This is a genomic window from Thermodesulfomicrobium sp. WS, from assembly GCF_027925145.1.
Classification (GTDB): Bacteria; Desulfobacterota; Desulfovibrionia; order Desulfovibrionales; family Desulfomicrobiaceae; genus Thermodesulfomicrobium.
This window is the reverse complement of the sequence record NZ_AP027130.1, coordinates 1638658-1665654: the sequence shown is the minus strand read 5'-3', so window position 1 is coordinate 1665654 and position 26997 is coordinate 1638658. Positions and strand designations below refer to the sequence as shown.

Below are 26997 nucleotides of genomic sequence, written 5' to 3'. Positions count from 1 at the left end.
GCTCTATAGGCGGCAAGCGGTTGCAAGTCAAAAGCAGGCAAGGCGCATGCAGGTTGTAGACACGAAAGGATGCTGTAGGGAAATGGCCTCAATACCAGCATGCCCCCCGCGGAAGCAGGAGCGATGCCGCAGCAGGGGGCGTGTTTGGGGCGCCGCGTGGCAGGAGGCGTGATGCCTGGGGCCTGGTATGGGGGGCCTTATGAGGTCGCCTGCACGTGGATAGTGAGTGGAATGCGATGCAGGGAGCGGGAAATCTCTTGGGTAGAGCCGAGGTTCCAGGAGGTCGGGCGCACTCCAGCCTGGGCGCAGAGTTCTTCCACCAGGCGAGGCAAGGCGATGACGGGATGCCGGATAAAAACCTGCGGCAGTCCGTAGGTGAGGTTGCAGGCCAAACACTTGCCCGGTCGCTGGAGGAGGTGGAAAAAAAACTGCCAGGTATTGCCTTCAGCCTTGTGAAACCGAAGGCGGATGTCGTATGCGCCATCTTCCGCGTCGCCGTAGAGGGCATCGAAAAAGGCATGGGTCCGCTCAGGCGGGAAGATGGTGTCCAGGACGGCGTCGGTAAACAGGGGCGCGGGGTCGGTCATCATGGCCTCCGAGGGTAAAAATATCGCGCTCCCCCTAGAGGCGGGGGCGCAGCAGGTCAAGGAGCACGTATGGAACAGCGGTTGGAGAATCTTGAGGTCCATGTGGGGTATTTGCAGAAAACCCTGGACGATCTCAATGCGATGGTGCTGGAGCAGGCGCGGCAATTGCGGGATTTGACCGACCAGGTGGCGGTACTGCAGCGCGCTCTCGCTGGAGTCGTTGCTGCGGTGCAGGAAAGTGGAGAGCAGGAAGACAGCCCGCTGCGGTGATGACTAGTTGTCGTCTTCGAGATCGATGAGCCCCAAGCGGGCGGCGTAGCGCATGAACGCGAGGGGCGTAGGGGTCCCGAGCTTTTGCATGATGGAATAGCGGTGGTTGAGCACCGTTTTCTTGGAGATGTAGAGCTTGGAGGCGATTTCTTCTGGGCTGAGCCCTTGGGCGAGCAGGCGCATGATCTGCTGCTCCCGCAAGGAGAGCGTATTGTAGGCTTCGGTGCCGGTCGAGTGCAGATGCCGGTTTTTGGCCTGGATAGCTCCGAGGATGGCGGGCGAGAGGGTGCCGTCGAGGTATTGGCTGCCGGAGAGGACTTTTTCCACTGCCTGCAGGATGCCTGCTCCGCCGCTTTCCTTGGACATATAGCCTGAAGCCCCGGCCTGAAAAGCGGCGGCCACGAGATCGATGTGGTTGTGCATGCTAATGATGAGTACCACGGCATTGGGGCGCAACCGTTTGATTTCTCGGGTAAGATCCAGGCCCGAGCCGTCGGGGAGCGTGATGTCCACGAGAGCCAGGTTGAGGTCGTGCCTTTTGGTCAGTTGGAGTGCCTCGGCCACGGTATGGGCTTCTCCCACCACTTGGCATTGGGGGAGCTGAGTCAGTTGGGTGCGAAGCCCCAGGCGGAACACGGGATGGTCATCCACGACGATGGCGCGGATCATGTCGATGCTCCTGGCAGCGGGACTTCAACCACGATGCGCGTCCCTGCCCCGGGTTTGGAGCGCAGAGTCAGAGAACCCCCGAGGAGGCGTGCGCGCTCTTGCATGCTCCATAGTCCCATGCGCCGTTCTCGGGCAGCTTGAGACATGCGGCTCTCCACGTCCATACCTTGGCCGTTATCTTCGATGCGCACCAAAAGTGATGGGTAGGCACCCACGAGGCGTACCGAGGCTTGAGTGGCGCGGGCGTGCTTGCGAATATTGGTCAAGGCCTCTTGAGTGAGACGGTAGATGTTGATTTGGGTGTCGAAGGGCAGGGTGATGTTGGCCATGCCGTCGGCCGCAAAGTGGATGGGTATGCCGCTGCGAATACTCATCTCTTCGCACAAGGAGGCCACGGCTTGGGCGAGTCCCAATTCCGAGAGGCCGGGAGGAAGCAGCCCGTAGGCCAGATCGCGGATAGAGGCGATAGCGGTTTCCAAAGTGGTTTGGATACGTTGGACTGCCTCGGGGTTGGGGAGGGAATGGGCAAGCAGGCAGAGGTCGCTGAGGGCCTGGGCGAGCTCTTGGGCGAGATGATCGTGCAGTTCGCGGGCAATGCGTTGGCGTTCGTTTTCTTGGGCCATGATGAGCTCGCGCGAGAGGGCCTGCATGAGTTCATCGGTCCATCGCTGCTCGATGATGCGGGCCACCAGTTCCGCCACGGCATCGATCAGGCTACGCTCTTCGGCGAGAAATGGGCCTTCATCGCACTCCGGCCGTTCTTCCAGGTATCCCACCTCCACTTCGCCCACGACCTCGTCACGGATGCGGATGGGGGTTTTTTGATGCCATAGGGAGGGGGCGTAGTTGGCCGTGGCGCAGTCGTGGGTGCCGAGGCGGATGCGGGCACACGTGATCTCCGGATACTGCCACGAGGCGCAGATGAGATCGGCAATGCGGGCCAAGAGTTCGGGCAAGGGCTTGTCGCGTTCTTGGGCGAGCCGGGTAATACCGTAGAGACAGCGCAGCTCCTTGATGCGCTCGCGCAGGGCGCGTTCGATATGCAGGCGCTCATCGAGCACGGCCTGCCATTGGTCATGGGGGAAGCTCAGAGAACTCATTGGAAGAAGTATAGCCTGTACCGGAGAAAAAGGCGAGAGGGCCCCCGGAGGGGCCCCCAGGGATATTTAGGCGAGGAGAATTCTGCGAGCGCTCTCGTCGAGCACCTCGGTGATGAATGGCAGCCCGGTTTCGCGGGCGGTCTCGCGGTTGGCCGCAGCCAGGTCTTCCCGTGCGATCTGGGTCACCGAGAACTTCCGTGCTCCCGCGAGCAGTTGCTGCAACCCGGCCCCGAGTTTGTCCGCCAGGGTCCAGGCAGCAATGGCGCCAAAAGGTACTTCGCCCATGGCTTGGGCTCCAAGCTTCGCCTTGAGCGATTCGTAGCCCGCAAAGATTTCTTCCGGAGTTTCGCCGACTTCGCGCACCGTTTTGGGGAGGGTATCCCAATTGCCGTTGACGGCCTCGCGGCGCTCCGGTTTGAGTACCCCCTCGATATTGGCGCCAAGGAAGCCCGGGATCATGAGGGCGCGGCCCATGCACACCAGTTTGACGTACGGCGCCCCCAAGGCCAGGGCTTTGAAGATATGATCTTCGCGGGCAAAGCCGCCGGCAAACGACATATCCACCACCCGTTTTCCGCGGGCAGCGAGCAGGCTGGCATACTCGTAGGCTTTGGAGTGCAGGAGGATGGAAGGCACGCCCCATGTCTGCATCATGTTCCAGGGGCTCATGCCCGTGCCGCCGCCGGAGCCGTCGATGGTGAGGAGATCCAGTTCGGCTTCCGTGGCGTATTTGATGGCCATGGCGAGGGCTTCCATGCCGTAGGAACCCGTCTTGAGGGAGATACGGGCAAAGCCGAGCTTGCGCAGGTAGTCCACGGTCTCCATGAAGTTTTGCCGCACTGCCTCCACCGACGGAAGGTCCGTGTAGCCGAGGCGGCTATGGCGGGCAAAGCCCTTGATGCCGCCCGCCTGAAAGGCGGCCTGGACTTCGGGAAGTTCTGGGTCCGGATCCACCAGGTAGCCGCGCTGCTTGAGGAACAGGGCGTAATCGAGGCTCTTGACCTCGATTTCGCCGCCGATGTTTTTGGCGCCTTGACCCCATTTGAGCTCAATGCAGACGTCGTCGCCGTATTTCTGGATGATGTACTCGGCTACTGCGTTGCGGGCGTCTTCGACGTTGAGCTGCACGATGATGGCGCCGTAGCCGTCGTAGTAGCGATTGTAGATCTCGATGCGCCGGTCCATTTCCGGAGATACCGTGATTTTGCCGCCCTTCAGGATGGACTGCCGGTCCACACCCACCACGTTTTCGCCCACCACGATGGGGATGCCCACAAGGGCACAGCCCGTAGCAAAAGATTCCCAGTACTTGGCGGCAATGAAGGTGGATCCCAAGGCGCCGGTCATCAGCGGCAGGCGGCAGCGGATAGGCTTGTTGCGGCCAAAAGAGGTTTCCAGGCTGACATTGGTGAAGAGACAATTGTCGGGATCGGTGGTTTTGCCCGAGGCAAGTCCTGTGGCGCCATAGTTGTAGCCTTGGATGCGCAGGGCATTGTAGTTGACGCCCACATGGGTGGTATTGTCCGCCCCGGCGGTGACATATCCAAAATCCCGGGGGTAGAGCATGTGGCGGCCTTTGAGACAGGACATCCAGGTCTCGCACTTGCCGGCGCAGTCGCAGCGGCACAGGGTGCACAACCCGGATTCCGCAGGATTTCCACGGTTCACGGTGCCAAGCACGTCGTTGCTTTTCGGCCATTCGGGCATGGGAAACGCTCCTTGGTGTAAAGTAGTACGGTTGCGGATCGATCCTGGAGCACACTCACGTCGTTGGGGTACGCCGCAGGAAATTCGATTATCTATGGCCGAGGCGCGTCGCGGATGTCGATAGGAAAACAATCTAAAAGGATGGGAAAAAAGGAGCTCGTTTGGGAAAATATCCCCAACGGGCCATTCTCGGATGGAGCACAGGATATCGCCCCAAAAAAACGGTGCCCGCCACGAGGGCGGGCACCATCGCGAGACTCACAGATACGGGAGGTTAGCCGCCGAAGTTTCCGGCGCCGAGAACACTCATGGCCTTCGTGTAGTGCACGCGCAATTGGTTGAGTTTGTCGCCGATTTCCTTTTCCGCCGGACTGACGTCGAGAGGACATTCTGCTTCCAGCTGTTTGGCCTTGTCTTCAATAGTCGCCACAATGGATTTGATTTCCATGATACTGTCTTTGATGGCTGCTTGATCTTTACCATCCATGGCGACGAATTTCGCCATGACATCGTAAAGGGCGGCTTTCCATGCGTCTAATTCACGCTCGATGCCTTTGCAGTATGTCTGTACTGCTGCTTTACGGGTGGCTTCGCTCGCACAACCGGAGATGGCATCGCACGACATGCACGGGCCTGGATAATCCATGTTGACCATAGTGAACTCCTTACATTGAAGTTGAGGGAAAGACTGACTTCCATTTGCCAGGAACGAGGATCGGCGTCAAGGGGGGTGGTGAAAAAAGCAAGCCGTTTCATCCCAGGGCTACATCGAGGACCATCATCACCGTGAAGCCGGCAAGGCAGCCCAGGGTCGCCAGATCAGTGTTTTTCGCCAGTTGGGATTCAGGGATGAGTTCTTCCACCACCACGTAGATCATCGCCCCGGCGGCAAAGGCCAGGGCATAGGGGAGGATGGGGCGCATGGCGAGCACCGCTGCCGCGCCTATCACGCCTGCTATAGGTTCTACGAGGCCCGAGGCCTGGCCGTAGACGAAGCTTTTCCAGCGGGAGAAGCCTTCGCGCCGCAGAGGGATGGACACGGCCGCGCCTTCCGGGAAGTTCTGCAGGCCAATACCTACGGCCAGGGCCACGGCCCCGGCGAGATCCGCCGAGGGGATGCCTGCGGCCACGGCGCCGAAGGCCACGCCCACGGCCAGTCCTTCGGGGATGTTGTGGAGCGTGATGGCCAGGACCAAGAGCACGCTGCGATGCCAGCTGGTGGCCACGCCTTCGGCCTCGCTGCGGGGAAAGCCAAGGTGCAGGTGCGGCATGAAGCGGTCCACGGCGAAAAGGAACAGTCCGCCGGCAAGAAAACCCACGCTTGCCGGAACCCAGGCCGCTTGGCCCATGGCCTCGGCAAGTTCGATGGATGGGGCAAGCAGAGACCAGAAACTTGCCGCAATCATGACCCCCGCGGCGAATCCGAGCATGGCGTCGAGGACGCTTCGGCGAATTTCCTTGAAAAAAAAGACCATGGCCGCACCAATGGCGGTCACGGACCAGGTAAACAGGGTCGCCAGCAGGGCTTGGAGTATGGGGGAGAGTTCTGGGAAGGGACTCATGCGTGGTGCTCCGTGCTTTTGAGGTGGCGGTCCGAGAGGCGTTGGATGGCGGTTCCCACCAGGATGCAGGCCAATCCTGCCAGGGTGGATGGCTGGATGGCCTCGCCCACCACGTGGCCGATCCAGAACAGCGAGAGTAGTGGCGAAAGGTAGATGAGGTTGTTGATCTGGGCCGCGGTGCGCGAAAGGCGCAGTGCGTGGCCCCACAGGACAAAGGTGAGTCCCATTTCGAAGCAGCCCACGTAGGCGGCCCCGAGCATGCCGGCGGCGGAGGGGATCGCCCATTGGCCGCGCAGGCCAAGCCAGACAAAGGCATACACCGCGCCGCAGACGAAGTTGCCGCACAGCCGCGCTACGGGCTCGGCCGTGTCGCGAAGCCCCAGGATCCACGAGGTCCCCCAAATGAGGGTGCTTGCCAGAGCGAGCCCTACGCCAAGGGGGCTTTGGAAGTGGAGCCCCAAGAGGTCGCCGCGGGTGGCGATGATGACCACCCCAAAATAGCAAACGAGGCTTGCGAGCATCTGCCGCCAGCCCACACGCTGGCCGAGCCAAAAAATGGCCATGAGGGTCATGGTGATGGCCCAGGTGTAGTTGATGGCCTGGGCTTCCTGGGCCGGGAGCAGGTCATAGGCGCGCAGCAGGACCAGATAGTAGAGGAATGGGTTGATGGCCCCTTGGAGGAGGGATGGTTGCCACTGCTGCCAACCGGAAAGCATAGGGACGCCGCGTATGCGCGCAAGACCGGCCAGGATAAGCGCGGAGACGAGGCTCGCCCAGGCCACCAGCGCGTCCACCGAGAGGTGGCGCAGCGAGAGCTTGAAGGCCGAGGCCACGGTGGACCACAGCAGTACCGCGGCAAGACCAAAGAGATAGGCACGGGTTTGGCGCTCCATGGGGGGCTCCGGTGGTTGCGATTTCATGGCGCTCCGTATACGGGGAAACCTCCACTTGTCCACGTGTTGTGCGCCCGCTTGCGTTTGGGCGTTTGGTAGAGTCCCCTCACCCCTAACTTCATCGTCTAAGGAAGGTTGTATGCAGCGCATCGTGTGGTTCCTTGTGGTCCTGGTTTTGGCAGCAGGGGCGGCCCATGCCGCGGACAAGGTGTACATCAATGGCATCGACGCCAACTATCCGCCCTTTGCCTATGTGGACAAGACCGGTAAGCCCAGCGGCTTCGACGTGGACGCCTTGGACTGGATCGCCAAGAAGATGGGGTTTCAGGTCAAGCACGTGCCCGTGGATTGGGACGGCATCATCCCCAACCTGTTGGCCAAGAAGATCGACCTCATCTGCTCGGGCATGACCATTACTGCAGAGCGGGCCGAGAAGGTGGCGTTCAGCAAACCCTACTGGGAAGTGAAGAACGTCTTTGTGGTCAAGAAGGATTCTCCGCTCACTGTCGAGGAAATCTACGCCAAACCGCTCACTGTGGGCATGCAGGCGGGGACTTCCGAGGCCAAGTGGATGGCGGACGAAAAGGCCAAGCAGGGCTGGAAGTTCACCATCAAACTCTATGACTCGTCGCCCATGGCCATTGAAGATCTGCTCAACGGCCGGATCGACGTGGCGGCCATGAACTATCCCCCGGCTCGGGACGCCGAGCGCAAGAAACCGGTGAAGATCCTCGGCACCTTCGGTGAGGTGGAGGAGTTCGGCGTGGCCGTGCGCAAGGAAGATCAGCAGCTCTTGGAACAGATCAACAAAGGCTTTGAGCTCCTCAAGGCGGATCCGTACTGGGAAGAGCTGATTGCCAAGCATTTGAATCAGTAACCCGAAAAAATCCAGGACGCGCCAACGGGAAGGCTGCGGCCTTCCCGTTTTTTGCGAAAATCATCTGTATGCAGGAAATGGTGACGGTTCTCTGGGAGGCGGCCCCCTTTATCGTGCAGGGTGCGGGCGTGACTGCCGTGGCCGTGGTTGGGGCCATGTTTTTGGGACTTGCCATCGGGGTACCCGTGGCAGTGGCCCAGACCTATGGCCCGGCCATACTTGGGCGTATCGCCTCTGTATATGTGTGGTTCTTTCGGGGCATTCCCATTCTCGTGCTCCTCTTTCTTTTTTATTTCGGCCTGTTTTCTTGGATCGGCCTCAACTTGAGCGCCCTTGCCGCGACTGTTTTGGTCCTGGGGATGACGAGCGGCGCCTACCAGTCGCAAATTTTTCGGGGTTCCATTTTGGCCCTCCCGCAAGGCCAGTTCAAGGCGGCCTTGGCCTTAGGCATGTCCCAAGGGCAGGCGGTGCGCACCATCATCTTGCCGCAGGCCCTGCGTCTTTCTATTCCGGGATGGTCCAACGAGTATTCCATCTTGCTCAAGGATTCGGCCTTGGCGTTTGTGCTCGGCACGAGCGAAATCATGGCTCGCACGCATTTTGTGGCAACACGGACGTACCAGCATCTGCCTCTCTACGTAATGGCCGCGGTCCTGTATTTCCTCTTGACCTGGGTTGGGGTCTCAGGGCTGCGGTGGCTGGAGCGGCGGGTACGCATCAAAGGATATGGAGAAGTTGCGTGACAACGGCGCCCCTTATGCGGGTGGTGGGGATTTCCAAGCGCTTGGGTGGCCGCGTGATCTTGGATTCCATCCACCTGGATCTTTGTAAAGGTCAGACCAAGGTCCTCATTGGTCCCTCTGGCGGTGGCAAGAGTACTTTGCTCCAATGTATGAACCTCCTGCTCACTCCGGATGCGGGCTTCATCGAGCTCGAAGGCCGGACCATCGACCCGCGCAACAAGCGGGAGCTGTATGCCTTTCGGCAGCAGGTGGGGATGATTTTCCAGGATTTCAACCTGTTCGATCACCTCAATGCCCTAGATAACGTGGCCATCGCCCTGCGCAAGGTGCGGGGGTGGTCGCGTCGGGAGGCCGAAGCGCGGGCCATGGAAGAGCTTGCGCGGGTGGGGCTTGCCGACAAGGCCCGTCTGTACCCTGCGGAGCTTTCCGGCGGCCAGAAGCAACGGGTATCCATTGCCCGCGCCCTGGCCATGGACCCCAAGGTCATGCTCCTCGATGAGCCGACCTCGGCGCTGGACCCGGAGTTGGTGACCGAAGTGCTCGCGGTCATCCGCGCCTTGGCCCAGGCGGGTATGACCATGGTCATGGCCACGCATCAGATGGGCTTTGCCCGGGCTTTGGCCGACGAAGTGCTCTTCATGGATGCGGGCCGCATCATCGAGCAGGGGAGCCCCACCGCGCTGCTTGCTCCAGGCTCCGGGACCCGCACCTTGGATTTTTGCTCCCAATTGGCGGAAGGGCTCTGAGGCAATGAGGCAGACGGACGTATGAATGAATGGAATTTTTTTCTGCACCGCCTGGTCCCGGCCCTCAATCAAGGTCTTACGGTCACCCTTGCGCTCATTGTGCCTTCGGCGCTTTTGGGGCTTTTGGGCGGCGTGGTCGTAGGGAGCCTGCGGGTGTATGGCGGTCCGCTGTGGGGACGTCTGGCTTGCGCGTATGCAGCGGTCTTTCGCGGTACTCCGCTCGTGATCCAGCTCTTCATGCTCTATTTTGGACTTCCCAACCTGGGCATCACCTTGAGTCCGTATGCCGCGGCGGTAATCGGCTTTACCTTGTGCAGCGCTGCGTATCACTCGGAATACGTGCGCGGCGGGCTGCGGGCGGTACGCCGCGGCCAGCTCTTGGCGGCCCAGGCCCTGGGGTTTTCCACCTGGAAATCCTTGATATGGATCGTCGTTCCCCAGGCAATACGCAAGGCCTTGCCGGGGTGTGGCAATGAGATCATCTATCTCATCAAATATTCGTCCCTGGCGTATGTGGTCACGTGCTTTGAATTGACCGGTCAGGCGAAGATCGTCGCGAGCGAAAGCTTCCGCTTCAGCGAGGTATTCTTGGTTGCTGGGATGTATTATCTCGCCATGGTGACTTTGGCAGGCAAATTTTTGCAATGGATAGAGCGTCGGCTCGCCATCCCAGGATTTGGAACATTGTAAGGAGCACTTCAAAATGGCTGATGAACCGAATAAGATTATTTATTCCATGATTCGGGTTTCCAAATTTTATGACAAGAAGCCCGTTCTCAAGGATATCTCCCTTTCTTTTTTCTACGGGGCGAAAATTGGCGTCTTGGGGCTCAACGGATCCGGCAAGAGTTCCCTTTTGCGCATCATGGCTGGCGTGGATACCAACTTTCAGGGAGAGATCGTTCGAGCCCCGGGCTATAGCATCGGCTATCTCGAACAGGAGCCCACGCTTGATCCCCAAAAAACCGTGCGCCAGGTGGTGCAAGAGGCGGTGGCCGACACCGTGGCCTTGCTTGCGGAATTCGAGGCCATCAATGCCGCCTTTGCCGATCCAGACGCGGACATGGACGCCCTCATCGCCCGGCAGGCCGAGGTACAGGAAAAGCTCGACGCCGCGGATGCCTGGGACTTGGACTCCAAGCTGGAGATGGCCATGGACGCCCTGCGCTGCCCAGAGCCGGATACCCCAGTGTCGGTCCTCTCCGGCGGGGAGAAGCGGCGGGTAGCCTTGTGCCGACTGCTTCTGCAGCGCCCCGACATCCTGCTCCTGGACGAGCCCACCAACCACCTGGATGCCGAGACGGTCAGCTGGCTGGAGCATCACCTGCAGACCTACCCGGGGACGGTCATCGCCGTCACCCACGACCGCTACTTTTTGGACAACGTGGCTGGCTGGATCCTGGAGCTGGACCGCGGCATGGGTATCCCGTGGAAAGGCAATTATTCCTCGTGGTTGGAACAAAAAGAGCAGCGTCTGGCCCAGGAAGAAAAGGAGATGAGCGCCCGGCGGCGTACCCTGCAGCATGAACTCGAGTGGATCCGCATGAGCCCCAAGGGCCGGCAGGCCAAGGGCAAGGCGCGCATCACTGCGTACGAAAAGCTCCTTTCCCAGGAGACCAAGGAGCGGCTGCGGGAGCTGGAGCTCTTCATCCCGCCGGGGCCGCGCCTGGGAGACGTGGTCATCGAGGCCAAAGACGTGTATAAGTCCTTCGGAGACCGCGTGCTGGTGGAAAATCTCACCTTCACGGTGCCGCCGGGCGCCATTGTGGGCATCATCGGCCCCAACGGCGCGGGCAAGACCACGCTCTTTCGCATGATTACCGGCCAGGAGCACCCCGATGCCGGGGAAATCCGCTTGGGGCCCACGGTGCGCCTGGCGTACGTGGATCAGGAACGCCAGAATTTGGACGGGAAAAAGAGTGTCTGGGAGGCCGTGTCCGGCGGCTATGACATGATTTCCCTGGGGGGCCGGGACGTCAACTCCCGGGCGTACGTGGCCAAATTCGGCTTCACGGGTGCGGAGCAGCAAAAGCAGGTGGCCGTGCTTTCGGGCGGCGAGCGCAACCGCCTGTACCTTGCCCTCATGCTCCAGCGCGAGGCCAATGTGCTCCTGTTGGACGAGCCCACCAACGACCTGGACGTCAATACCCTGCGCGCCTTGGAAGACGCCCTGGAGCACTACGCCGGCTGCGCGCTCATCATCTCCCATGACCGCTGGTTCCTCGACCGCGTGGCCACGCATATCCTGGCCTTCGAGGGCGATAGCCAGGCCGTGTGGTTCGAGGGCAATTATTCGGAGTACGAAAAAGACTACAAGCGTCGCACCGGTCAGGACTTGCTCGTCCCCCGGCGCATCCGCTATCGGCAGCTTACCCGCTAATCTTTCGCCACAACAACACCGGAGGGAGGTCCCATGCAGCAGCGTCATCCTTTTCTTGCTGGCTATGGCGTCATCATCGCTGGCGCAGTGCTCGAAAACGGCATCCTCGGCACGCGCTACCTGATGCTGGGAGCCTTGTGGGGGCTGGTATGGCTGGGGCTTGGGCTGGCGGCCTTGGTGTGGGCCAAGCGGGCCCTCAAGCGTTCGGAAGGCGGCGTCTTTCTGGTTCAGGATGGACCCTACGCCTGGACGCGACATCCTGCAGCCGCAGCGCATTTTCTGGGCATCATGCCTGGACTGTGTCTGATCCTTAATACTAACATCGGTATTTTAGGAATTTTATACGCAGTGTATTTGTTTTTCCAAAGCGTTGAAGAAGAGGAAATGGAATTGGAAGAAAAGTTTGGAGAGCAATATTTTGCATATAAGGAGCGTGTTTCTCGATTGATACCATGTAAGATGTAGAACATAAATGTTTTGTGATAAAAAAGGCGGTCTTCGGGCCGCCTTTTTTGGTGGAGAAAGTTTTTCTTTTTTCTTGACTTTACGTTTTTTTCTTTTCAAAGCGCGCAAAAGCGCGGTCAGATTTTTTCTCTGAAAGCGACGGACACGTTGAGATCATGGAGGGAGAGTGGCGGATACCGTCTTGGAACTGCGTGCGGTAAGCAAGCGCTACGGGGATACCCTTGCCGTGGACGGCATCTCTCTTGCCGTGGAACGGGGGGAATTTCTCACACTCCTTGGTCCTTCCGGGTGCGGCAAGACCACGGTGCTCCGGCTACTTGCCGGTTTTGAAACACCGAGCGCAGGGGAGATCCTCCTCGAGGGGCGATCCATGACCGGGGTGCCGCCGGAGCGCCGCGCTATCAATACGGTATTTCAAAGCTACGCCCTTTTTCCCCACATGAACGTGTTCGACAACGTGGCCTTTGGCCTGCGCATGCGGGGCGTTGGCGCACGCGAGATCCGTCGTCGGGTTGAGGAAGCCTTGCACCTGGTGCATATGGAAGAGTTTGCCACGCGTATGGTGGACCGGCTCTCGGGCGGCCAGCAGCAGCGGGTGGCCATTGCCCGGGCTGTGGTGAACAAGCCGGTGGTGCTGCTCCTCGACGAGCCCCTTTCCGCCCTGGACTACCGTCTGCGCCGGCGCATGCAGCTCGAGCTCAAGCATCTGCAGCGCTCTTTGGGGATCACCTTCATCCTCGTCACCCACGACCAGGAAGAGGCCTTTTCCATGTCCGACCGGGTGGCGGTCATGAACCAGGGACGGGTGGAGCAATTGGATACCCCCACAGCGGTGTACGAAAACCCCGCAAATCTTTTTGTGGCGCGCTTCGTGGGCGAGATCAACGTGCTGCCTGCGGAGGTGGTGGCGTGTTTGGGCGAAGTCACTCAGGTACGGGTGGAAGGCCGGGTCATTGCGCTGCGGACGCCAAATGCCGCCTGGAGCGCTGGCGACCAGGTGCATGTCCTTTTGCGGCCTGAGGACTTGCGGGTGGAAACCGTGCGGGACTTGGACGAAGACCCGGAGCTTCGCGAAAGTTTCGGCCGGGTGCCCGCGTTTTTGGGCGTCGTGGAAGAGACGGTGTACAAAGGTGCCACCTATGACGTGGTGCTGCGTCTCGATAGCGGCACGGTGCTCACGGCCACCGAATTCTTCAATGAAGACGACGAGACGGTGTATTTCCGCGCCGGGGACCGGGTGGCCGTCACCTGGGTGCAGGGCTGGGAAACGGTGCTCCCCCATGCGTCGTGAAGGACTCTTTCGTCGTCTGGTCATCACCGGCACGGTGCTCTGGATGGCCGTCTTCGGGTTTCTGCCCAATATGCTGGTGCTGGGGACCAGCGTGTGCCGTTCTTCCCCAGACACCTTTGTGGTATTGGACTGGACGCTCTCCAACTATTTGGCCCTGTTCGATGGCGTCCATGCCCAGATCTTTTTCTCATCCATTTCCTTGTCCGCGGCAGTGACTCTATGCTGCTTGATTCTTGCCTATCCCTTTGCCTCGGCGATGGCCCGGGCAACGCCTGCGGTACGTCGGATTGTGCTCCTTTTGGTGGTCGTCCCTTTTTGGACGAATTCGCTGGTGCGCACCTACGCCATGACCGTACTCCTCAATACCAGCGGCCTGGTGAATCGGGTGCTTTTGGCCTTGGGCTTCGTGGATGCGCCGTTGACGCTGCTCTACACCAGCGGGGCGGTGGTGGCAGGGCTGGTGTATACCTTGCTGCCGTTTATGATCCTTCCTCTGTACGCCGCCTTGGATCGCCTGGACCCCCGCTTTGAGGAGGCGGCCCGGGATCTGGGCGCCGGACGGTGGCGGGTGCTGTGGCACGTGAAGATCCCCTTGGTGCTGCCGGGTATCATCACGGGGTGTATGCTCGTCTTTTTGCCGGGACTGGGCATGTTCTACGTGGCCGACGTGCTCGGCGGGGCCAAGACCATGCTGGTGGGCAACTTTATCCGCGATCAATTTTTGCTCACGCGCCAATGGCCCTTGGGCGCTGCGGCGAGCACGCTGCTGACGGCCATCATGGTGGTATTTCTTTTGGTGTACTGGTGGAGTCAGCACCGCATTCATGAGGGAGACGTCAACTCATGAAGACGCTGCGCCGCATCTACGTGTTCATGGTGCTCGCCTTTTTGTATATTCCACTGGCGGTCATGGTGGTGTATTCCTTCAATGCCTCTCGTTATTCCATGGCCTGGAAGGGGTTTTCGTTGCAGTGGTATGCAAGTCTTTGGGAAAACAGCGCCCTCATGACCGCAGCGTTGAATTCCCTTGTGGTTGCCGTGGTAAGCGCAACGATTTCCACGTTGCTTGGCACCATGATGGCCTTTGCCCTCACTCGCTGGCGCTTTCCTTCCCGTAAGGTCATTGGGGCGACCTTGTTTGTCATGATGATGTCTCCGGATATCGTCATCGGTATTTCCTTGCTGGTGCTTTTCATGCTGGCAGGCTTGCCTCTGGGGTTTGGGACGCTGCTTTTGGCCCACGTGACGCTCTGCGTTCCATTTGTAGCCATTGTGGTACAGGGCAAGCTGCACGGCTTTGATCCCCATCTCATCGAGGCGGCCAGAGATTTGGGGGCCGGGGATTTTGCCGTGTTCCGCCATGTGGTGGTGCCCTTAGTCGCTCCAGCGGTGCTCGCCGGATGGTTTTTGAGCTTTACCTTGTCGCTCGATGACGTGGTCATCAGCTTTTTTACCACAGGGCCGACCTTCGAGGTGCTGCCGCTGCGCATCTATTCCATGGTGCGCCTTGGCTTCAAACCCGAGATCAATGCCCTGTGCACGGTCATGATTGGGGTCACGACGGTTGCCGTCGGCATTGCACACCGTTTCTTCAAGGAGAACACATGATGTCCCGCTGGATTGCTGTGATGTGTCTTGTGTTGGCGCATACATCTGCCATGGCGGCGGAAGCGCTCTACGTGTACAATTGGTCCGAGTACATGCCGGAAAGCGTGCTTCAGGGGTTTGAGAAAGAGACCGGCGTCAAGGTGCACATGTCCACCTATGATAGCAACGAGGCCATGTACGCCAAAGTCAAGGTGCTTGACGCCAAGGGCTATGATATCGTCGTGCCTTCCACAGATTATGTGGCGCGGATGATTCGGGAAGGATTGCTGCAGAAGATCGATAAAAAGAAACTCCCCAATCTTCAGAATATCGATCCGCGCCTTTTGGGCCGGCCCTTTGATCCAGAAAACGAGTACAGTGTTCCCTACATGTGGGGGTCAACAGGCATTGCGGTGAATACCAGCGATCCTGCAGCCGCCCAAGTGCGGGGCATCGCGGATCTGTGGAGACCCGAGCTTCGGGGAAAGCTTCTGCTTCCCAACGACATGCGCGGGGTCATCGGCCTTGCGCTCAAGCGCATGGGCCGATCCCTCAATGAGCGCGATGCCACTGTGGTGGAGCAGGCATGCGCCATGCTTCCAGACTTGGTGGGCAATGTGCGGGTCTTCGACTCCGATTCTCCCAAGCAGGCATTGCTCAATGGCGAGGTGAGTGTGGCGGTACTCTGGAACGGCGAGGCCTATATTGCGTCGCAGGAAAACCCCGCCATTCAGTACGTGTATCCCAATGAAGGTTATAGTTTATGGATCGATAGCATGTGCATCCCCAAAAACGCACGCAATGTGGATGCCGCCCATCGTTTTATAAATTACATCCTGCGGCCTGACGTGGCGGCGCGGATCGCCGAAGAGTTTACCTATTCTTCGCCCAATGTCCCGGGACGTGCGCTTTTGGATGCCGATGTCCAAAAAAGTCCCATCGTGTATCCTTCGGACGAGGTCCTTTCCCGCGGCGAATTTGAAACCGACTTGGGCCCTGCGGTCACTGCCTACGAGCAGTGTTGGATGCGGGTGAAGACCCAATAGAGGGTGTTTGGTCCGTAGCAGAGGCGCCGTGGCCGCCTTTGCGAGAGCAATGTGGCCGTGGGAGAGATCCCGCGGCCACATTGTTGGCATGGATTGTGACGACAACTCCTAGCTGCAGCCGCACTGCACTTCGCCGGTGCGCTGGTCCGTAAAGGGCATGGATTTGCCGCAGCCCGCAAAGATCCCGTAGTGGCGGGTAAAGTCGCCGATGAAGGTGAAGTGCGGCGCAAGGCGGCTGGCCTTGAGAATACGCCAGGTATTGCCGCACACCGGAACGGTCTTGCCCGTGGGGAAGTGGAAGTGCTTGTCGAAGACCAGCCCATCGCGATGATGGGGGATGGTCCCGTGGTAGATGACGGCCTGGCCGTAGTCTTCGCCGTCGCTCTCAAGGTCCGGGACATGGAAGAGGCGGTAGGTTGCGGAAAAGAAGCGAACCGCCGTCCCCACGCACGCCGCCACCCCCGGTTCCGTGATGGTGATCGGCCGATCTTCCACCAGGCGTGGGTCCGGGAAGCCCGCGGCTTGGGCCATGCGGAGAAAGTCGTTCCAATAGAGGGCTCCGCCCAGGCATTCGCCGTAGAGGACGGGGTCGGTGCGCATGGACTCTGGCACGCGCCGGTCGGCGTACACGTCGGAAAAATAGAACTCGCCGCCTTCCTTGAGCAAGCGTTTGACCCCGGCAAGGACTGCGGGCTTGTCGCAAGAGAGGTTGACCACGCAATTGGAGACGATCACATCGAAGCTGCCGGGCTCAAGGCCGAGGTCGTCCAGATGTTCGATATAGCCTTTGAGGAAGCGCACGTTGGCAAAACCGAAGCGCTCGGCATGCCAGTGGCGGTGGGCTTCGGCCACGGCCAGCTGTTCCTCCGTCATGTCCACGCCAATGACCTCGCCGTGCGGCCCCACCAATTGGGCAAGCAGGTAGGCATCCCGGCCTGCACCGCAGCCGAGATCGAGCACGCGGCAGCCTTCCACAAGCGGTGGGCAGGTGAGGCCGCAGCCGTAGAAGCGTTCCATGACTTTGGGGTGGATATTGGCAACGAGCGGCTTGATCCATGGCGGTACGTTGCCGGGGGTGCAGCAGGATTGGACCTTGAGGTCTTGGGTTCGTTGGATGTGTTTGCCGTAGTAGTGTTGGACGAGCTCATGCATCATCAATGAACGCCTCCCTGGGCACGGAAAAAAGTTTCGGCCAATGATCTTCCGGCCGGCGCGGTTATCGTGACGGGGCTTGTTTCCCCCCGCCCAAAAGCCCTTGGATGGCGGAGGTCAAATCCGCAGGCAGCACCACGGTGCGCGAGCCTTGCTGTTCGGCCAGGGCGCGCAGGGCGTCCACGTAGCGTTGTCCTAACAGGTAATGGAGCGTGGTTTCCGCCGTGGCCGCGGCCTCGGCGATCTTGGCGATGGCGTTCTTGTCGCCTTCGGCGAGCACGATCTTGGCTTGGGCCTCGCGTTTGGAGGCTTCGAGCTTGCCTTCGGCCTGGAGGATGGCCGAAGCCTTTTCGCCTTCGGCGCGGGTGACCATGGCCCGCCGGGCCCGTTCGGCCGCGGCCTGTTCTTCCATGGCCTGCTGCATGGTGTCCGAGGGCTTGATGTCCTGGATTTCCACGGTCTTGAGCACGATCCCCCAGTCCGCGATGTCGTCGGAAATGGCGTTTTTGAGTTTGGTCTTGATCTGTTCCCGAGAAGAAAGGGCGTCGTCGAGATCCATCTCGCCAATGATGGAGCGCAGTGAGGTCTGCACCAAGGTCTGGATGGCGAGGCGGTAGTCTTCCACCCCGTAGACGGCCTTTTCCGGGGCGACGATATTGATGTAGGCCACGGCATTGGTGATGATGACGGCATTGTCCCGGGTGATCACGTCTTGGGAGGGAATGTCCAGGACGATGTCTTTGGTGGTCACTTTATAGGCCACCGTATCCATGTACGGGATGATGAGATTGAGTCCTGGACCGAGGGTGGAGTGGTACTTGCCGAGGCGCTGCACCACGAATTTGTACCCCTGCGGCACGATGCGCACGCCCAAAAACAGGGTGACTCCCACAAGGACAAGAATAAAGACAACGAGGACGAGTCCTGGATTCATAAGACCTCCGAGCTCGGTTTGCGGGACACCACCAAAGTGTTCCCCGTGATATCGACGACGATTACCCGATCTCCCAATTGCACGGGGTCGGAGCAGCGCATGGGCCATTCGTCATCACCCAAAAGCGGGGTGCTGAAGCGCACGCGGCCAAGGCCATCCGGGCCGGGCACGGCCACCACCTGCCCGATTTGCCCCAAGACCCCTTCCCGGGAGATGCCGGCGGTAGTCTTGTCGCGCATGCGGGGCTTGAGCACCAGAAACCACAGGGCGCAGAAGGCGCAGGACAAAACAGCCCAGGCAAAAATTTGCGCGGTGAGCTCCATGGGAACGCCGATCCAGAGCAGCGCGCCCACCACCACTGCAGCCAGGCCGAACCAGAAGATGGTAAAGCTCGGGACAAAGGCCTCGACAATGACAAGCACAATGCCGAGGACGATCCAATGCCAGTATGCCATAGGGCTCTCCTCCTTGGAGTTGGTGTAGCAGGAGCGGGCCGCAGAAGCTAGAGAGAAAATGAAGTGCGGGCGAAGTCGGCTTGCGGGCGGCGGAATATGGGCATGACCGCCAGGCCGTCGGCGCGCACGAGGATGCACTTATCCCCGGGAAATTGCACGCAGCGCGGATGGCGCTGGTGGTACCAGAGTTCGTCCACGCGCAGCAGGGTTTGGGCGCGCACCTGCCCTGGTCCGAGGCTTCGCAGCGCTGTGGCAAGGACGCGCAGCCTTTGGGCCGCGGGCATGGCGCGCAGAAACTCATTGGGGAAAAAGCGTATCAGGCGCAAGGGGCGGGTCTGGTCTTGCCAAAAAGCGGCGTCCCGGGAGGCCAGACGCCACAGGTCCAGGCAGCGCTCCAGCCAGCGTGGGTTCTCCGCACAGAGCAGGGGCAGCACCTGGGTGCGGATGCGATTGCGTCGGGTAAGGGGCAGGCAGTTGGAGGGATCTTCGCACCAGGAGAGCTCGTGCTCCTGGGCGTAGCGCACCAAGGTCTCCTTGGGGCAGCACAAAAGGGGCCGCAGCAGGCGGCGGGTGTCATCGCGGCCGGGCATGCCCGCCAGCGCAGGCCAGCCCACCCCGCGCACGAGGCGCAGCAGGATGTCTTCGGCGAGGTCGTTGGCGTGGTGCGCGGTGAGGATCCAGTGGCTTTGGGTGGCGCGGCGCACGTTTTCGAGCCAGGTGTAGCGCGCCTGGCGGGCCTGATCTTCCATGCCCGGGCTTGCCATATCGCCCGAGAGCTTCAGGCGCTCCACATGGCAGGCAACGCCCAACGCTGCGCATACGGCGCGGGCCTTTTGGGCCTCGAGGTCCGCCTCGGGCCGCAGGCCGTGGTGCGCGTGGGCCGCGTGGACTTCGATTCCCAGGGGCGCACGCCACGAAGCCAGAAGGTGGAGCAGCACCGTGGAGTCTACTCCAGTGGAGTACGCCACCAGCACGCGGGTCCCGCGCAAGTCCACGCCCAATTCTTCGGTGGTGAAGCGCAGGACCTGGCGGGCCCAGCCCTGCCAGCGGGGGCGCAGCGGGACCATGGTCAGGTAGTGATGTCCAGTTCCGCAAGCAGGTTGAGCACCCGCTCCACCATGGCCCGTTCCTGCTCGCTGGTGGCGTAGGTCATGCACGAGCAGCGCATCACCCCGGTGCCCCGCACCAAAAGCTCCAGACGGATCCAGGTGGGGCCGGTCTCGAGGGCGAGGACATGCGGTCCGCAGCATTGGGCATGCTCGCGCTGCTCGGGGGTGAGGAGTTCCGTGGGCACCGGCAGGTGGTAGAGGTCCTCGATGGCGCTTTTGAGGCCGCGCTCGTCCAGCCACGCCTTGATGGCCTCTACGTTGGCGGCGGTCAGCTCGTCGATGAAATAGGATCGCATGGGTCACCTTGAGCGTTTGCGGTCGTCGTGGGCGTCTTCGGGCGGGGTCTCCCCGTCCAGGTTGAACATGCGGCGTGCCTGGTGGATGAAGCGCTCGGCCGAGCCTTCTTCCTGGGTGCGCCGCTTCAAATAGGTGATGGGGGCGTGGTAGATCTTGTGGCAGATGGAGTGCGCCAGCCGTTCCATGATGGCCACCACCTGGGGGTCGGGGTCCGGGCCCAGCTGGCGGATGGATTTGCGCAGTTCTTTGCGGGCGATGCGCTCGCCTTGGTCCAGCAAGGCCACGATGGTGGGCTGCAGCCGCAATTCGTCCATCCACTGAAGGAAGGCCTGGACCTCCTCGTCGATGATGGCCTGGGCCTTGATGGCTTCCTGCTGGCGGGAAGCGCGGTTTTCCTCCACCACGCCATTGAGATCGTCGATGTCGTAGACGTAGACGTTGTCGATGGCATTGGCGTCTGGATCGATGTCTCGGGGCACGGCGATATCGATGAAGAAGATGGGCCGCTGCCGGCGGCTGCGCATGATCTCCCTCATCTGGCTGGCGGTGAGGATCACCGACGGCGAACCGGTGGAGGTGATGACGATGTCCGCTTCCCGCAGGGCCTGGCTCAAGGCATCGAAGCCGTAGGCTTGGCCGCCGAAGCGCTTGGCCAGCTCTTCGGCCCGGGAAAAGGTACGGTTGACCACGGCCATGCGCTGCACTCCAGCGGCGAGCAGATGGGTGGCCGCCAGTTCGGCCATCTCGCCGGCACCGATGAGCAGCGCCGAGTGCCGGGAGAGATCGGCAAAGATTTTCCGCGCCAGCTCCACCGCAGCATAGCTGATGGACACGGCGCTACTGGCGATGGCGGTCTCGGTGCGCACCCGTTTGGCCGTGGAAAAGGCCTTGTGCAGCAGGCGGTTGAGGATCACCCGCGTGGCGTGGGCCTCCACGGCCGACCGGTAGGCGGCCTTGAGTTGGCCGAGGATCTGCGGCTCGCCCACCACCATGGAGTCGAGGCTCGCGGCCACGGAAAAGACGTGGGCCACGGCTGCGGCGCCGTTGAGGCAGTAGGTGTGCTGGGTGAGGAGTTCCACGGGCTGGTTGCAGGTCTGCGCCCAGATTTGGTGCACTATGTGAGCGACGTCGGCGCCAGGCTCCCCCACCACGATGCACTCCACGCGGTTGCAGGTGGAGAGGACCACGGCTTCGGTAATGGGGCCGTGCTCCTGCGTAAGGCCGGCGGCCACAGGGTTGAAGCCGGCGAGGGCAAAGCGTTCGCGGATGTCCACGCCCGCGGTTTTATGGCTCAGTCCAATGACATGGATTCGTTGGCTCATGATATTTAGAAAGCGCGAAGGCTATGGTGGGTGGGCAGCAGGAAGTTGATGAGCACCAAGGACCCCAACGACAAGAGAAAAATGGCGATGGCCATTTTGGCGGGTTTGCGTCCCCGCCAGCCTAAGGCCAAGCGCTGGTGGAAAAGGACGGCGTAGAGGACCCAGATGCCCAGGGAGACGATTTCTTTGGGATCACCGGTGAGCACCCGTTTCCAGGTGAAGGCCGCCCAGACGAAGCCGGCGAGCATGCTGATGCTGTAGAGGGGAAAGCCCACGGAGACGGCCAGGGCGTTCACCCGGTCCAGGGTGTCCAGGGCAGGCATCTCTTGGAGGGCGGAAGGGATCTTGCTCTTGGTTTTGATCTTGCGCTCCAGGTAGACGTAGCCCACGCCGGCGCCAAAGGCCAAGGCCAGCAGGGCAAGGGCCACGAAGATGGCCCCCACATGCAGGCCGAACCACAGGAGGCTGAGATGCTCCGGCACGATGGCCGTTGCCGGATGAATGACCATGGAGCCGGTAAAGAGCACCACGGCGAGCGGCGCGGTGATGAGGGAGAGAAAGTCGTGCTTGAACCGCCACCAGGCCACGAAAAAGAGCAGCACGCACAGCCAGGCGAACAGGCTGATGTAGAATTGGCCGTGCTGGAGCACGTCGGCCTGCAGGAGTCCTGCGGCCGCCAGGTCTACGGTATGCAGGAGAAATCCGAGGGCAGAGGCCAAGGACGCGGCCTTCTTGCAGAGAGGCTGTCGGAGCCCCAGGCCCAAGGGGTAGAGGGCCGCGCCTGCGAGATACGCAAGGGCGATGGTAAGTTCAAACCAAGTCCAGGCAGGCATGACACCAGTCCTCCAGGTAGGCGTGTAGTGGCGCGGGGAGATGTTCTTGCAGGATTGCCATACAGCGGGAAAGGTCCTGATCCCGCAAGGCGTCCACCAGGGAAGAGGCCGCCAGGGCGCGGAAGATTTCCGCGTTGGTCGTGGCCGGCGCGCCGAGGGCGAGCACATACGGGCGGATCTGCGCCAAAAGCTGGGTCAGCGCCCCGTATTCCGGGCCAAATTCCGCTTCCAGGCGCCGGCGCACCTGGCGAGCCAAGGCCGGACTTGCCCCCGCCGTTGCCACACACACGAGAAAATCCCCGCGCCGCACGCAGGCAGGCAGGGCAAAGGAGCCGTCTTCCGGCTGGGTTGCCGAATTGCACAGAATCTGGGCCTGCCGACAGCGCGTGGCGATGTGGCGATTGAGCTCCGCATCCGGAGTGCAGGCAAAGACCAGCTGCGCCTCTGCGATGTCTGTATCCGCAAACGGACGGGCGTGGATGACCATGCCGGGATGCGCCGAGGCGAGGGCGTAGAGCGCCTGCGGCGGCGTCGGGTCCACCACCGTGAGCCGCGCCGGCGGCCCGGCCTCCAGCAGGCCGTGGATTTTGCGCAGTCCTACGGAGCCGGCGCCGACCACCAGGGCGTGAAGATCGCGCGTATCGATGAGGATGGGGTAGCTGTGCATGGCGTAGGGCGCGTACCAAACCGCTGAAGTTCCGACAAGCCGCCATTGTCCGGTAACGGCCGCCATTGGCCGGCCCGTGGGCGGCCAAGGGGCAGTCAGGAAAGCTTGGCCAAGAGCGCCGGGGTGTGCGCAGGCAGGTGCACCGGGGTGTGGGGGAGGCGCTGCCAGGAAAACGCCGGGGCGAGGGCCTCGACGCACAGGGGCTGCGGGGTGGGGATGAGGCCGCCAAGCCAGGCCAAAAATCCCACGATGGCCTGCGGAGCGATGCCTGCCGCGCGCAGCGCCCGCACGGACAGAGACTGGTGGCGCTTGGCCAGACGCTCACCGCTGGGGTCCAGGAGCAGGGGCACGTGGGCCCAGCAGGGCGGGGGAGCGCCGAGGTACTGGAACAGGGCCTGCTGTCTGGGGGTGGAGTCCAAAAGATCCGCGCCGCGCACGACCAACGTGATTTTCTGATCCATGTCATCCACGGCCACGGCCAGCTGGTAGGCAAAGAGCCCATCGCCCCGGCGCACGGCAAAATCCCCGCCGCAGGCCGCCGCTGAGGCGCGAAAAGCCCCCTGCACGAGGTCCTCAAAGGTGCAGGCGCTCTCGGGGAGTATCAGGCGGATGGCCGGGGATTTCTCCTGCGCCTTGCGGGCGCGGGTAGCGTCGTCCAGATGGCGGCAGATGCCCGGGTAGGCGGGCAGGCCGCCGTGGGGGGCGCTGGCCAGTCCCTGGAGGTCTTTGCGGGAGCAGAAACAAGGATAGGCGTGGCCGCGGGCCATGAGTGCGTGCAGGATCTCGGTGTAGCGGGGAACGCGCGGACTTTGGAAGTAGGGGCCTTCGTCCCAGGCAAGCCCCAGCCAGGCCAGGTCCTCCTGGATGGCATCGGCAAAATGCGGCCGGCTGCGGGCCGTATCCACGTCCTCGATGCGCAGCAGCACGGCGCCGCCCTGAGTGCGGGCCGCAAGCACACACCACAAAAAGGTCCAGGCATTGCCCAGATGCAGGTACCCCGTGGGGCTGGGGGCCAGACGCACACGAACCGGAGAACGCATGCGCCGTGCATGGTCGCTTTGGAGCGCAAATGCAACCCACCTCTTGCCTCTTTCCCTTGGCATGTGCAGATATGGTGTGTGCGCGTACGTTTTTTCCCTTTCTGGAGGCTTTGATGTCCCCTACCGCTGGATGGCGCTTGGAGAACTCCTACGCCCGGTTGCCTGAATCCTTCTTTCGCCGGGTGCGGCCCACGCCGGTGCGTTCCCCGCGTCTGGTGCTTTTCAACCGCGAGCTCTGCCTTGCGCTGGGGCTGGACGCCGACCTGCTGGATGGCGAGGTGGGGGCGCGCATCTTTTCCGGAAACGAGCTTCCTCCGGGCGCTGCGCCCATCGCCCAGGCGTACGCGGGCCACCAGTTCGGTGCATTCACGTTTTTGGGCGATGGCCGGGCCGTGATCTTGGGCGAGCAGATCACCCCCGATGGCCAGCGCGTGGACATCGCCCTCAAGGGCTCCGGGCCGACGCCCTTTTCCCGCCACGGGGATGGCCGCGCCGCCTTGGGGCCCATGCTGCGGGAGTACGTCGTCAGCGAGGCCATGCATCATCTGGGCATCCCCACCACCCGCTCCCTGGCCGTGGTGGCCACGGGGGAAGACGTGGTGCGGGAGCGTTTCTTGCCCGGGGCAGTGCTCACCCGGGTGGCGCGCAGCCATATCCGCGTGGGCACCTTCCAGTATTTTTGGGCCCGGGGGGAGGTGGAGTCCGTACGCCTTTTGGCCGACTATACCCTGCAGCGCCACTTTCCGGATCTGCGCGCGGCCCAAAACCCGTACCTAGCGATGCTGCACGCCGTGGTGCAGGCCCAGGCAGAGCTCGTTGCCGCCTGGATGCTGGTGGGCTTTGTCCACGGGGTCATGAATACCGACAATATGAGCCTGGCGGGCGAGACCATCGACTACGGGCCGTGCGCCTTTCTCGACACCTACCGGTCCGGGGCGGTGTTCAGTTCCATCGATCTGGATGGCCGCTATGCCTATGCCCAGCAGCCGGGCATCGCTGTTTGGAATCTCACCCGCTTGGCCGAGACCCTGCGGCCGCTTTTGGACAAAGATCCCCAGCAGGCCGTGGATGCGGCCAGGGCGGCAGTGGAAGCGTTCGTGCCGGCGTTTCAGACCGCGTGGCACGGGGGCATGGCCCGCAAGCTGGGATTGGTGGGCAGGCGTGCGGAGGACGCCGCCTTGATGCGTGATTGGCTTGAGCTTCTGGAGGCTTCGGGCGCAGACTTCACCAATGCCTTCCGCGGCCTGATGCGGCAGGAGCTCCCGCAGGAGCCGCCGTTTTCGCATCCGGATTTTCCTGCCTGGCATGCGCGCTGGCAGGCGCGGGTGGCGGATCAGGAGGGAGGACGAACAGCGGCCCGCACCCTGATGCGCGCGGCCAATCCCGCGGTCATCCCCCGCAACCAGCGGGTGGAAGAGGCGCTTGCCGCTGCTGTCCGTGGCGATGTGCGGCCTTTGGAGCGCCTGCTCACGGCCCTGCGCACCCCTTTTGTGGAGCCCGCGGACCCTGCCTTGATGGCCCCTGCGCCCGAGGAGTTTCAGCGCACGTACCGGACGTTTTGCGGCACCTAACGGATCGTTGCGCGCGTTGGGTGCCGCAATCGTTGTCCGCCGCTACCGGGGGCGGAAATGGCAGCCGCGGCTTTCTTTGTTGCGCAGCGCCGCTGTGGTGATGATGTACGCAGTTTGGCAGCCGTGGAAGAGGTCGATGGACGCCTTGGAGACACGGATGGATTTGTAGAAGGTGTGCAGCCTCTTGTTGAGATTGCGTAAGTCTTCGAAGGCCCGTTCCAGACGAGGTGTGGTGCGGACGATGCCCATGTAGTTCCACATGGTGCTGCGGATGGTCACCCAGTCCTGATGAATGAGGGCCGGGTCCTCGTTTTCGCTCTTGCCGGAGGTGATCCAGTCCGGGATGGCGTCTTGGAGTCGCTTGGAGAGTGGGCAGTGGTCGGCGTCGGCGTTGTGGATGATGTGCTTTGCTGCGGAAAGCCCCCACAGAAGACCTTCCAAAAGCGAGGTCGATGCCAGGCGGTTGGCCCCGTGGACCCCGGTGCAGGCGCACTCGCCTGCGGCGTAGAGGCGATCGATGCTGGTGCGTCCGTGTTCGTCCACGAGAATGCCGCCGCAGCTGTAGTGCGCCGCCGGCACCACGGGGATGCGTTCGCGGGTGATGTCGATGCCCATCTCCTGGCAGCGGGCGTAGATGGTGGGAAAGCGCTTTTTGAGATTGGCGTCCACGAAGTTGGCGGCGTCCAGAAAGACGCAGTCTTCACCGGAGTGGAGGATCTCGTCGGCGATGGCGCGGGCGACGATGTCCCGGGGGGCGAGCTCCATGCGTTCGTCGTACTTGGCCATGAAGCGCTCGCCCTTGGCGTTGAAGAGCCGGGCCCCTTCGCCGCGCACGGCCTCGGAGATGAGGAACTTGCGTTCCGAGCGGGAAAAGAGGGCGGTGGGGTGAAACTGGATGTATTCCAGGTTCATGAGCCGCACGCCGGCGCGGCTGGCCATGGCCAGGCCCGAGCCGATGGAGGAGGCGCAATTGGTGGTGTGCAGGAAGATCTGCCCCACCCCGCCGGTGGCGAGGATGGTGGCGTCCGCCAGGATGGTGGCGGGCTCGCCGCTGGCGGCATCGAAGACGTAGGCCCCCACGCATTGGTTGGTGAGCTGGTAGCGGAACTCCAGGGAAGTGGCGTGGTGCCGGGTGGTGAGGAGGTCGATGGCCGTGCATCCGGTCAGGATGCGGATATTGGGGTGGCTGGTGACCACCCGTGTGAGGGCGTCGTGGATGGCCCGGCCTGTGGCGTCGGCATGGGTGAGGATGCGGGCGATGCTGTGGCCGCCTTCCTTGGTGCGGTAGAGGGAGCCGTCCGGGCAGGTATCGAAGGGCACCTGCACGCGGCCGAGGAGAAACTCCTCCACGGCTTTGGGCCCTTGGGTTGCGAGGAAACGGACCGCGTGGTCGTACACGTAGTGGGCTCCGGCCACGGTGATGTCGTGCACGAGGAGGTCCGGGCTGTCTTCCGGGGCAGTATAGACGATGCCGCCTTGGGCGAGGGGGGTGTTGCCCGCGTCCAAAGGCCCTGAGGAGAGCAGGGTGACTTCCCGGCCGGCGTCGGCCAGGGTGATGGCAGCCGTGCATCCGGCAATGCCCGCGCCAATGACAAGGATTTCGGTCTTCAAGCGTTCCATGAGCTCCCTCCGCGATGGGCTTGCGGGAGGGGTTTGCGCAAAGGCGGGCGTTTGGCAAGGGGGGTGCGCGCCGG

Annotated in this window: 29 protein-coding genes; 12 read left to right on the top strand and 17 right to left on the bottom strand. The window is 61.9% G+C overall.

Annotation, left to right across the window (positions count from 1 at the left end; all coding sequences use genetic code 11):
• Positions 1-197 precede the first annotated feature (197 nt).
• Entirely contained in the window at positions 198-587 is a 390-nt protein-coding gene (locus QMF81_RS07975; protein WP_281752954.1) for a pancreas/duodenum homeobox protein 1, read from the bottom strand.
• A 69-nt stretch (positions 588-656) separates the two neighbouring features.
• Here QMF81_RS07975 and QMF81_RS07970 point away from each other — a divergent pair, with 69 nt between their 5' ends.
• Complete coding sequence (locus tag QMF81_RS07970; RefSeq protein WP_281750256.1) at positions 657-857, top strand: SlyX family protein; 201 nt, start codon at positions 657-659, stop codon at positions 855-857.
• A 3-nt stretch (positions 858-860) separates the two neighbouring features.
• On the opposite strand, the gene QMF81_RS07965 is transcribed toward QMF81_RS07970, so the two are convergent.
• The 6 genes from QMF81_RS07965 to QMF81_RS07940 all read right to left on the bottom strand — a co-directional run bounded on the left by QMF81_RS07965 (position 861) and on the right by QMF81_RS07940 (position 6815).
• Positions 861-1526, bottom strand: coding sequence for a response regulator transcription factor (locus QMF81_RS07965; RefSeq protein ID WP_281750255.1), 666 nt, complete (start codon positions 1524-1526; stop codon positions 861-863).
• Positions 1523-2626 carry a sensor histidine kinase gene (locus tag QMF81_RS07960; protein WP_281750254.1) on the bottom strand — a complete coding sequence of 368 codons (1104 nt, stop codon included), beginning with the start codon at positions 2624-2626 and terminating at the stop codon, positions 1523-1525. The genes QMF81_RS07965 and QMF81_RS07960 overlap by 4 nt, the downstream gene beginning before the upstream one ends.
• Positions 2627-2692: 66 nt before the next feature.
• On the bottom strand, positions 2693-4333 hold the full coding sequence (locus tag QMF81_RS07955) for a glutamate synthase-related protein (protein ID WP_281750253.1): 1641 nt from the start codon (positions 4331-4333) through the stop codon (positions 2693-2695).
• Positions 4334-4607: 274 nt separating this feature from the next.
• Positions 4608-4988: a hypothetical protein gene (locus QMF81_RS07950; RefSeq protein WP_281750252.1), complete on the bottom strand. Its 381-nt coding sequence runs from the start codon at positions 4986-4988 to the stop codon at positions 4608-4610.
• A gap of 97 nt (positions 4989-5085) precedes the next feature.
• The gene (locus QMF81_RS07945; RefSeq protein ID WP_281750251.1) at positions 5086-5895 is read right to left on the bottom strand and encodes a ZIP family metal transporter; all 810 of its coding nucleotides are present in this window, start codon (positions 5893-5895) and stop codon (positions 5086-5088) included.
• Positions 5892-6815 (bottom strand): DMT family transporter, encoded by a 924-nt coding sequence (locus QMF81_RS07940; RefSeq protein WP_281750250.1) that lies wholly within the window; start codon positions 6813-6815, stop codon positions 5892-5894. The genes QMF81_RS07945 and QMF81_RS07940 overlap by 4 nt, the downstream gene beginning before the upstream one ends.
• Before the next feature lie 112 nt (positions 6816-6927).
• Here QMF81_RS07940 and QMF81_RS07935 point away from each other — a divergent pair, with 112 nt between their 5' ends.
• The 10 genes from QMF81_RS07935 to QMF81_RS07890 all read left to right on the top strand — a co-directional run bounded on the left by QMF81_RS07935 (position 6928) and on the right by QMF81_RS07890 (position 15923).
• Positions 6928-7665: an ABC transporter substrate-binding protein gene (locus QMF81_RS07935; protein WP_281750249.1), complete on the top strand. Its 738-nt coding sequence runs from the start codon at positions 6928-6930 to the stop codon at positions 7663-7665.
• Between the two features lie 68 nt (positions 7666-7733).
• Positions 7734-8408 carry an amino acid ABC transporter permease gene (locus QMF81_RS07930; RefSeq protein WP_281750248.1) on the top strand — a complete coding sequence of 225 codons (675 nt, stop codon included), beginning with the start codon at positions 7734-7736 and terminating at the stop codon, positions 8406-8408.
• A gap of 14 nt (positions 8409-8422) precedes the next feature.
• The gene (locus QMF81_RS07925) at positions 8423-9154 is read left to right on the top strand and encodes an amino acid ABC transporter ATP-binding protein (protein ID WP_281752953.1); all 732 of its coding nucleotides are present in this window, start codon (positions 8423-8425) and stop codon (positions 9152-9154) included.
• A 21-nt stretch (positions 9155-9175) separates the two neighbouring features.
• Positions 9176-9844 (top strand): amino acid ABC transporter permease, encoded by a 669-nt coding sequence (locus QMF81_RS07920; RefSeq protein ID WP_281750247.1) that lies wholly within the window; start codon positions 9176-9178, stop codon positions 9842-9844.
• A gap of 13 nt (positions 9845-9857) precedes the next feature.
• Entirely contained in the window at positions 9858-11534 is a 1677-nt protein-coding gene (gene ettA, locus QMF81_RS07915; RefSeq protein ID WP_281750246.1) for an energy-dependent translational throttle protein EttA, read from the top strand.
• A gap of 33 nt (positions 11535-11567) precedes the next feature.
• Entirely contained in the window at positions 11568-11999 is a 432-nt protein-coding gene (locus QMF81_RS07910; protein ID WP_281750245.1) for an isoprenylcysteine carboxylmethyltransferase family protein, read from the top strand.
• Positions 12000-12165: 166 nt separating this feature from the next.
• Positions 12166-13290: a spermidine/putrescine ABC transporter ATP-binding protein PotA gene (potA, locus tag QMF81_RS07905; RefSeq protein ID WP_281750244.1), complete on the top strand. Its 1125-nt coding sequence runs from the start codon at positions 12166-12168 to the stop codon at positions 13288-13290.
• Positions 13280-14137: an ABC transporter permease subunit gene (locus QMF81_RS07900; RefSeq protein ID WP_281750243.1), complete on the top strand. Its 858-nt coding sequence runs from the start codon at positions 13280-13282 to the stop codon at positions 14135-14137. Before potA ends, QMF81_RS07900 begins: the two co-directional genes overlap by 11 nt.
• The gene (gene potC, locus QMF81_RS07895; protein WP_281750241.1) at positions 14134-14898 is read left to right on the top strand and encodes a spermidine/putrescine ABC transporter permease PotC; all 765 of its coding nucleotides are present in this window, start codon (positions 14134-14136) and stop codon (positions 14896-14898) included. The genes QMF81_RS07900 and potC overlap by 4 nt, the downstream gene beginning before the upstream one ends.
• On the top strand, positions 14895-15923 hold the full coding sequence (locus QMF81_RS07890; RefSeq protein ID WP_281750240.1) for an extracellular solute-binding protein: 1029 nt from the start codon (positions 14895-14897) through the stop codon (positions 15921-15923). The genes potC and QMF81_RS07890 overlap by 4 nt, the downstream gene beginning before the upstream one ends.
• Before the next feature lie 108 nt (positions 15924-16031).
• On the opposite strand, the gene QMF81_RS07885 is transcribed toward QMF81_RS07890, so the two are convergent.
• From QMF81_RS07885 to gluQRS, 9 genes are all read right to left on the bottom strand, one after another.
• Positions 16032-17078, bottom strand: coding sequence for a methyltransferase domain-containing protein (locus QMF81_RS07885; protein WP_281750239.1), 1047 nt, complete (start codon positions 17076-17078; stop codon positions 16032-16034).
• Positions 17079-17139: 61 nt separating this feature from the next.
• The gene (locus tag QMF81_RS07880) at positions 17140-18009 is read right to left on the bottom strand and encodes a stomatin-like protein (RefSeq protein WP_281750237.1); all 870 of its coding nucleotides are present in this window, start codon (positions 18007-18009) and stop codon (positions 17140-17142) included.
• Entirely contained in the window at positions 18006-18464 is a 459-nt protein-coding gene (locus QMF81_RS07875; protein WP_281750235.1) for an NfeD family protein, read from the bottom strand. The genes QMF81_RS07880 and QMF81_RS07875 overlap by 4 nt, the downstream gene beginning before the upstream one ends.
• A gap of 47 nt (positions 18465-18511) precedes the next feature.
• Positions 18512-19531, bottom strand: coding sequence for a tRNA lysidine(34) synthetase TilS (tilS, locus tag QMF81_RS07870; RefSeq protein ID WP_281750234.1), 1020 nt, complete (start codon positions 19529-19531; stop codon positions 18512-18514).
• Between the two features lie 2 nt (positions 19532-19533).
• Positions 19534-19869 carry a hypothetical protein gene (locus tag QMF81_RS07865; RefSeq protein ID WP_281750233.1) on the bottom strand — a complete coding sequence of 112 codons (336 nt, stop codon included), beginning with the start codon at positions 19867-19869 and terminating at the stop codon, positions 19534-19536.
• 3 nt (positions 19870-19872) lie between these two features.
• Positions 19873-21192, bottom strand: coding sequence for a glutamyl-tRNA reductase (gene hemA / locus QMF81_RS07860; RefSeq protein WP_281750232.1), 1320 nt, complete (start codon positions 21190-21192; stop codon positions 19873-19875).
• Positions 21193-21197: 5 nt separating this feature from the next.
• On the bottom strand, positions 21198-22025 hold the full coding sequence (ccsA, locus tag QMF81_RS07855; protein ID WP_281750231.1) for a cytochrome c biogenesis protein CcsA: 828 nt from the start codon (positions 22023-22025) through the stop codon (positions 21198-21200).
• Positions 22003-22692, bottom strand: coding sequence for a bifunctional precorrin-2 dehydrogenase/sirohydrochlorin ferrochelatase (locus tag QMF81_RS07850; protein WP_281750230.1), 690 nt, complete (start codon positions 22690-22692; stop codon positions 22003-22005). The genes ccsA and QMF81_RS07850 overlap by 23 nt, the downstream gene beginning before the upstream one ends.
• Before the next feature lie 95 nt (positions 22693-22787).
• The gene (gluQRS, locus tag QMF81_RS07845; protein WP_281750229.1) at positions 22788-23732 is read right to left on the bottom strand and encodes a tRNA glutamyl-Q(34) synthetase GluQRS; all 945 of its coding nucleotides are present in this window, start codon (positions 23730-23732) and stop codon (positions 22788-22790) included.
• Between the two features lie 113 nt (positions 23733-23845).
• On the opposite strand from gluQRS, the gene QMF81_RS07840 reads away from it, so the two are divergent.
• A complete protein-coding gene (locus QMF81_RS07840) occupies positions 23846-25303 on the top strand; it encodes a protein adenylyltransferase SelO (RefSeq protein WP_281750228.1) in 1458 nt (485 codons plus the stop codon).
• 42 nt (positions 25304-25345) lie between these two features.
• On the opposite strand, the gene nadB is transcribed toward QMF81_RS07840, so the two are convergent.
• Positions 25346-26923 (bottom strand): L-aspartate oxidase, encoded by a 1578-nt coding sequence (gene nadB / locus QMF81_RS07835; RefSeq protein ID WP_281750227.1) that lies wholly within the window; start codon positions 26921-26923, stop codon positions 25346-25348.
• Positions 26924-26997 lie beyond the last annotated feature (74 nt).

What these genes read in the sequence shown, in the direction of transcription:
- QMF81_RS07885 (WP_281750239.1), bottom strand. Translation starts at nt 17,078, where the DNA reads ATGATGCATGAGCTCGTCCAACACTACTACGGCAAACACATCCAACGA.
- QMF81_RS07970 (WP_281750256.1), top strand. Translation starts at nt 657, where the DNA reads ATGGAACAGCGGTTGGAGAATCTTGAGGTCCATGTGGGGTATTTGCAG.
- QMF81_RS07910 (WP_281750245.1), top strand. Translation starts at nt 11,568, where the DNA reads ATGCAGCAGCGTCATCCTTTTCTTGCTGGCTATGGCGTCATCATCGCT.
- QMF81_RS07875 (WP_281750235.1), bottom strand. Translation starts at nt 18,464, where the DNA reads ATGGCATACTGGCATTGGATCGTCCTCGGCATTGTGCTTGTCATTGTC.
- QMF81_RS07930 (WP_281750248.1), top strand. Translation starts at nt 7,734, where the DNA reads ATGCAGGAAATGGTGACGGTTCTCTGGGAGGCGGCCCCCTTTATCGTG.
- QMF81_RS07960 (WP_281750254.1), bottom strand. Translation starts at nt 2,626, where the DNA reads ATGAGTTCTCTGAGCTTCCCCCATGACCAATGGCAGGCCGTGCTCGAT.
- QMF81_RS07950 (WP_281750252.1), bottom strand. Translation starts at nt 4,988, where the DNA reads ATGGTCAACATGGATTATCCAGGCCCGTGCATGTCGTGCGATGCCATC.
- QMF81_RS07965 (WP_281750255.1), bottom strand. Translation starts at nt 1,526, where the DNA reads ATGATCCGCGCCATCGTCGTGGATGACCATCCCGTGTTCCGCCTGGGG.
- QMF81_RS07955 (WP_281750253.1), bottom strand. Translation starts at nt 4,333, where the DNA reads ATGCCCGAATGGCCGAAAAGCAACGACGTGCTTGGCACCGTGAACCGT.
- gluQRS (WP_281750229.1), bottom strand. Translation starts at nt 23,732, where the DNA reads ATGCGTTCTCCGGTTCGTGTGCGTCTGGCCCCCAGCCCCACGGGGTAC.
- QMF81_RS07840 (WP_281750228.1), top strand. Translation starts at nt 23,846, where the DNA reads ATGTCCCCTACCGCTGGATGGCGCTTGGAGAACTCCTACGCCCGGTTG.
- QMF81_RS07900 (WP_281750243.1), top strand. Translation starts at nt 13,280, where the DNA reads ATGCGTCGTGAAGGACTCTTTCGTCGTCTGGTCATCACCGGCACGGTG.
- QMF81_RS07940 (WP_281750250.1), bottom strand. Translation starts at nt 6,815, where the DNA reads ATGAAATCGCAACCACCGGAGCCCCCCATGGAGCGCCAAACCCGTGCC.
- QMF81_RS07945 (WP_281750251.1), bottom strand. Translation starts at nt 5,895, where the DNA reads ATGAGTCCCTTCCCAGAACTCTCCCCCATACTCCAAGCCCTGCTGGCG.
- QMF81_RS07920 (WP_281750247.1), top strand. Translation starts at nt 9,176, where the DNA reads ATGAATGAATGGAATTTTTTTCTGCACCGCCTGGTCCCGGCCCTCAAT.
- QMF81_RS07975 (WP_281752954.1), bottom strand. Translation starts at nt 587, where the DNA reads ATGACCGACCCCGCGCCCCTGTTTACCGACGCCGTCCTGGACACCATC.
- hemA (WP_281750232.1), bottom strand. Translation starts at nt 21,192, where the DNA reads ATGAGCCAACGAATCCATGTCATTGGACTGAGCCATAAAACCGCGGGC.
- QMF81_RS07890 (WP_281750240.1), top strand. Translation starts at nt 14,895, where the DNA reads ATGATGTCCCGCTGGATTGCTGTGATGTGTCTTGTGTTGGCGCATACA.
- QMF81_RS07925 (WP_281752953.1), top strand. Translation starts at nt 8,423, where the DNA reads ATGCGGGTGGTGGGGATTTCCAAGCGCTTGGGTGGCCGCGTGATCTTG.
- QMF81_RS07850 (WP_281750230.1), bottom strand. Translation starts at nt 22,692, where the DNA reads ATGCACAGCTACCCCATCCTCATCGATACGCGCGATCTTCACGCCCTG.
- QMF81_RS07935 (WP_281750249.1), top strand. Translation starts at nt 6,928, where the DNA reads ATGCAGCGCATCGTGTGGTTCCTTGTGGTCCTGGTTTTGGCAGCAGGG.
- QMF81_RS07865 (WP_281750233.1), bottom strand. Translation starts at nt 19,869, where the DNA reads ATGCGATCCTATTTCATCGACGAGCTGACCGCCGCCAACGTAGAGGCC.
- ccsA (WP_281750231.1), bottom strand. Translation starts at nt 22,025, where the DNA reads ATGCCTGCCTGGACTTGGTTTGAACTTACCATCGCCCTTGCGTATCTC.
- potC (WP_281750241.1), top strand. Translation starts at nt 14,134, where the DNA reads ATGAAGACGCTGCGCCGCATCTACGTGTTCATGGTGCTCGCCTTTTTG.
- nadB (WP_281750227.1), bottom strand. Translation starts at nt 26,923, where the DNA reads ATGGAACGCTTGAAGACCGAAATCCTTGTCATTGGCGCGGGCATTGCC.
- tilS (WP_281750234.1), bottom strand. Translation starts at nt 19,531, where the DNA reads ATGGTCCCGCTGCGCCCCCGCTGGCAGGGCTGGGCCCGCCAGGTCCTG.
- QMF81_RS07880 (WP_281750237.1), bottom strand. Translation starts at nt 18,009, where the DNA reads ATGAATCCAGGACTCGTCCTCGTTGTCTTTATTCTTGTCCTTGTGGGA.
- ettA (WP_281750246.1), top strand. Translation starts at nt 9,858, where the DNA reads ATGGCTGATGAACCGAATAAGATTATTTATTCCATGATTCGGGTTTCC.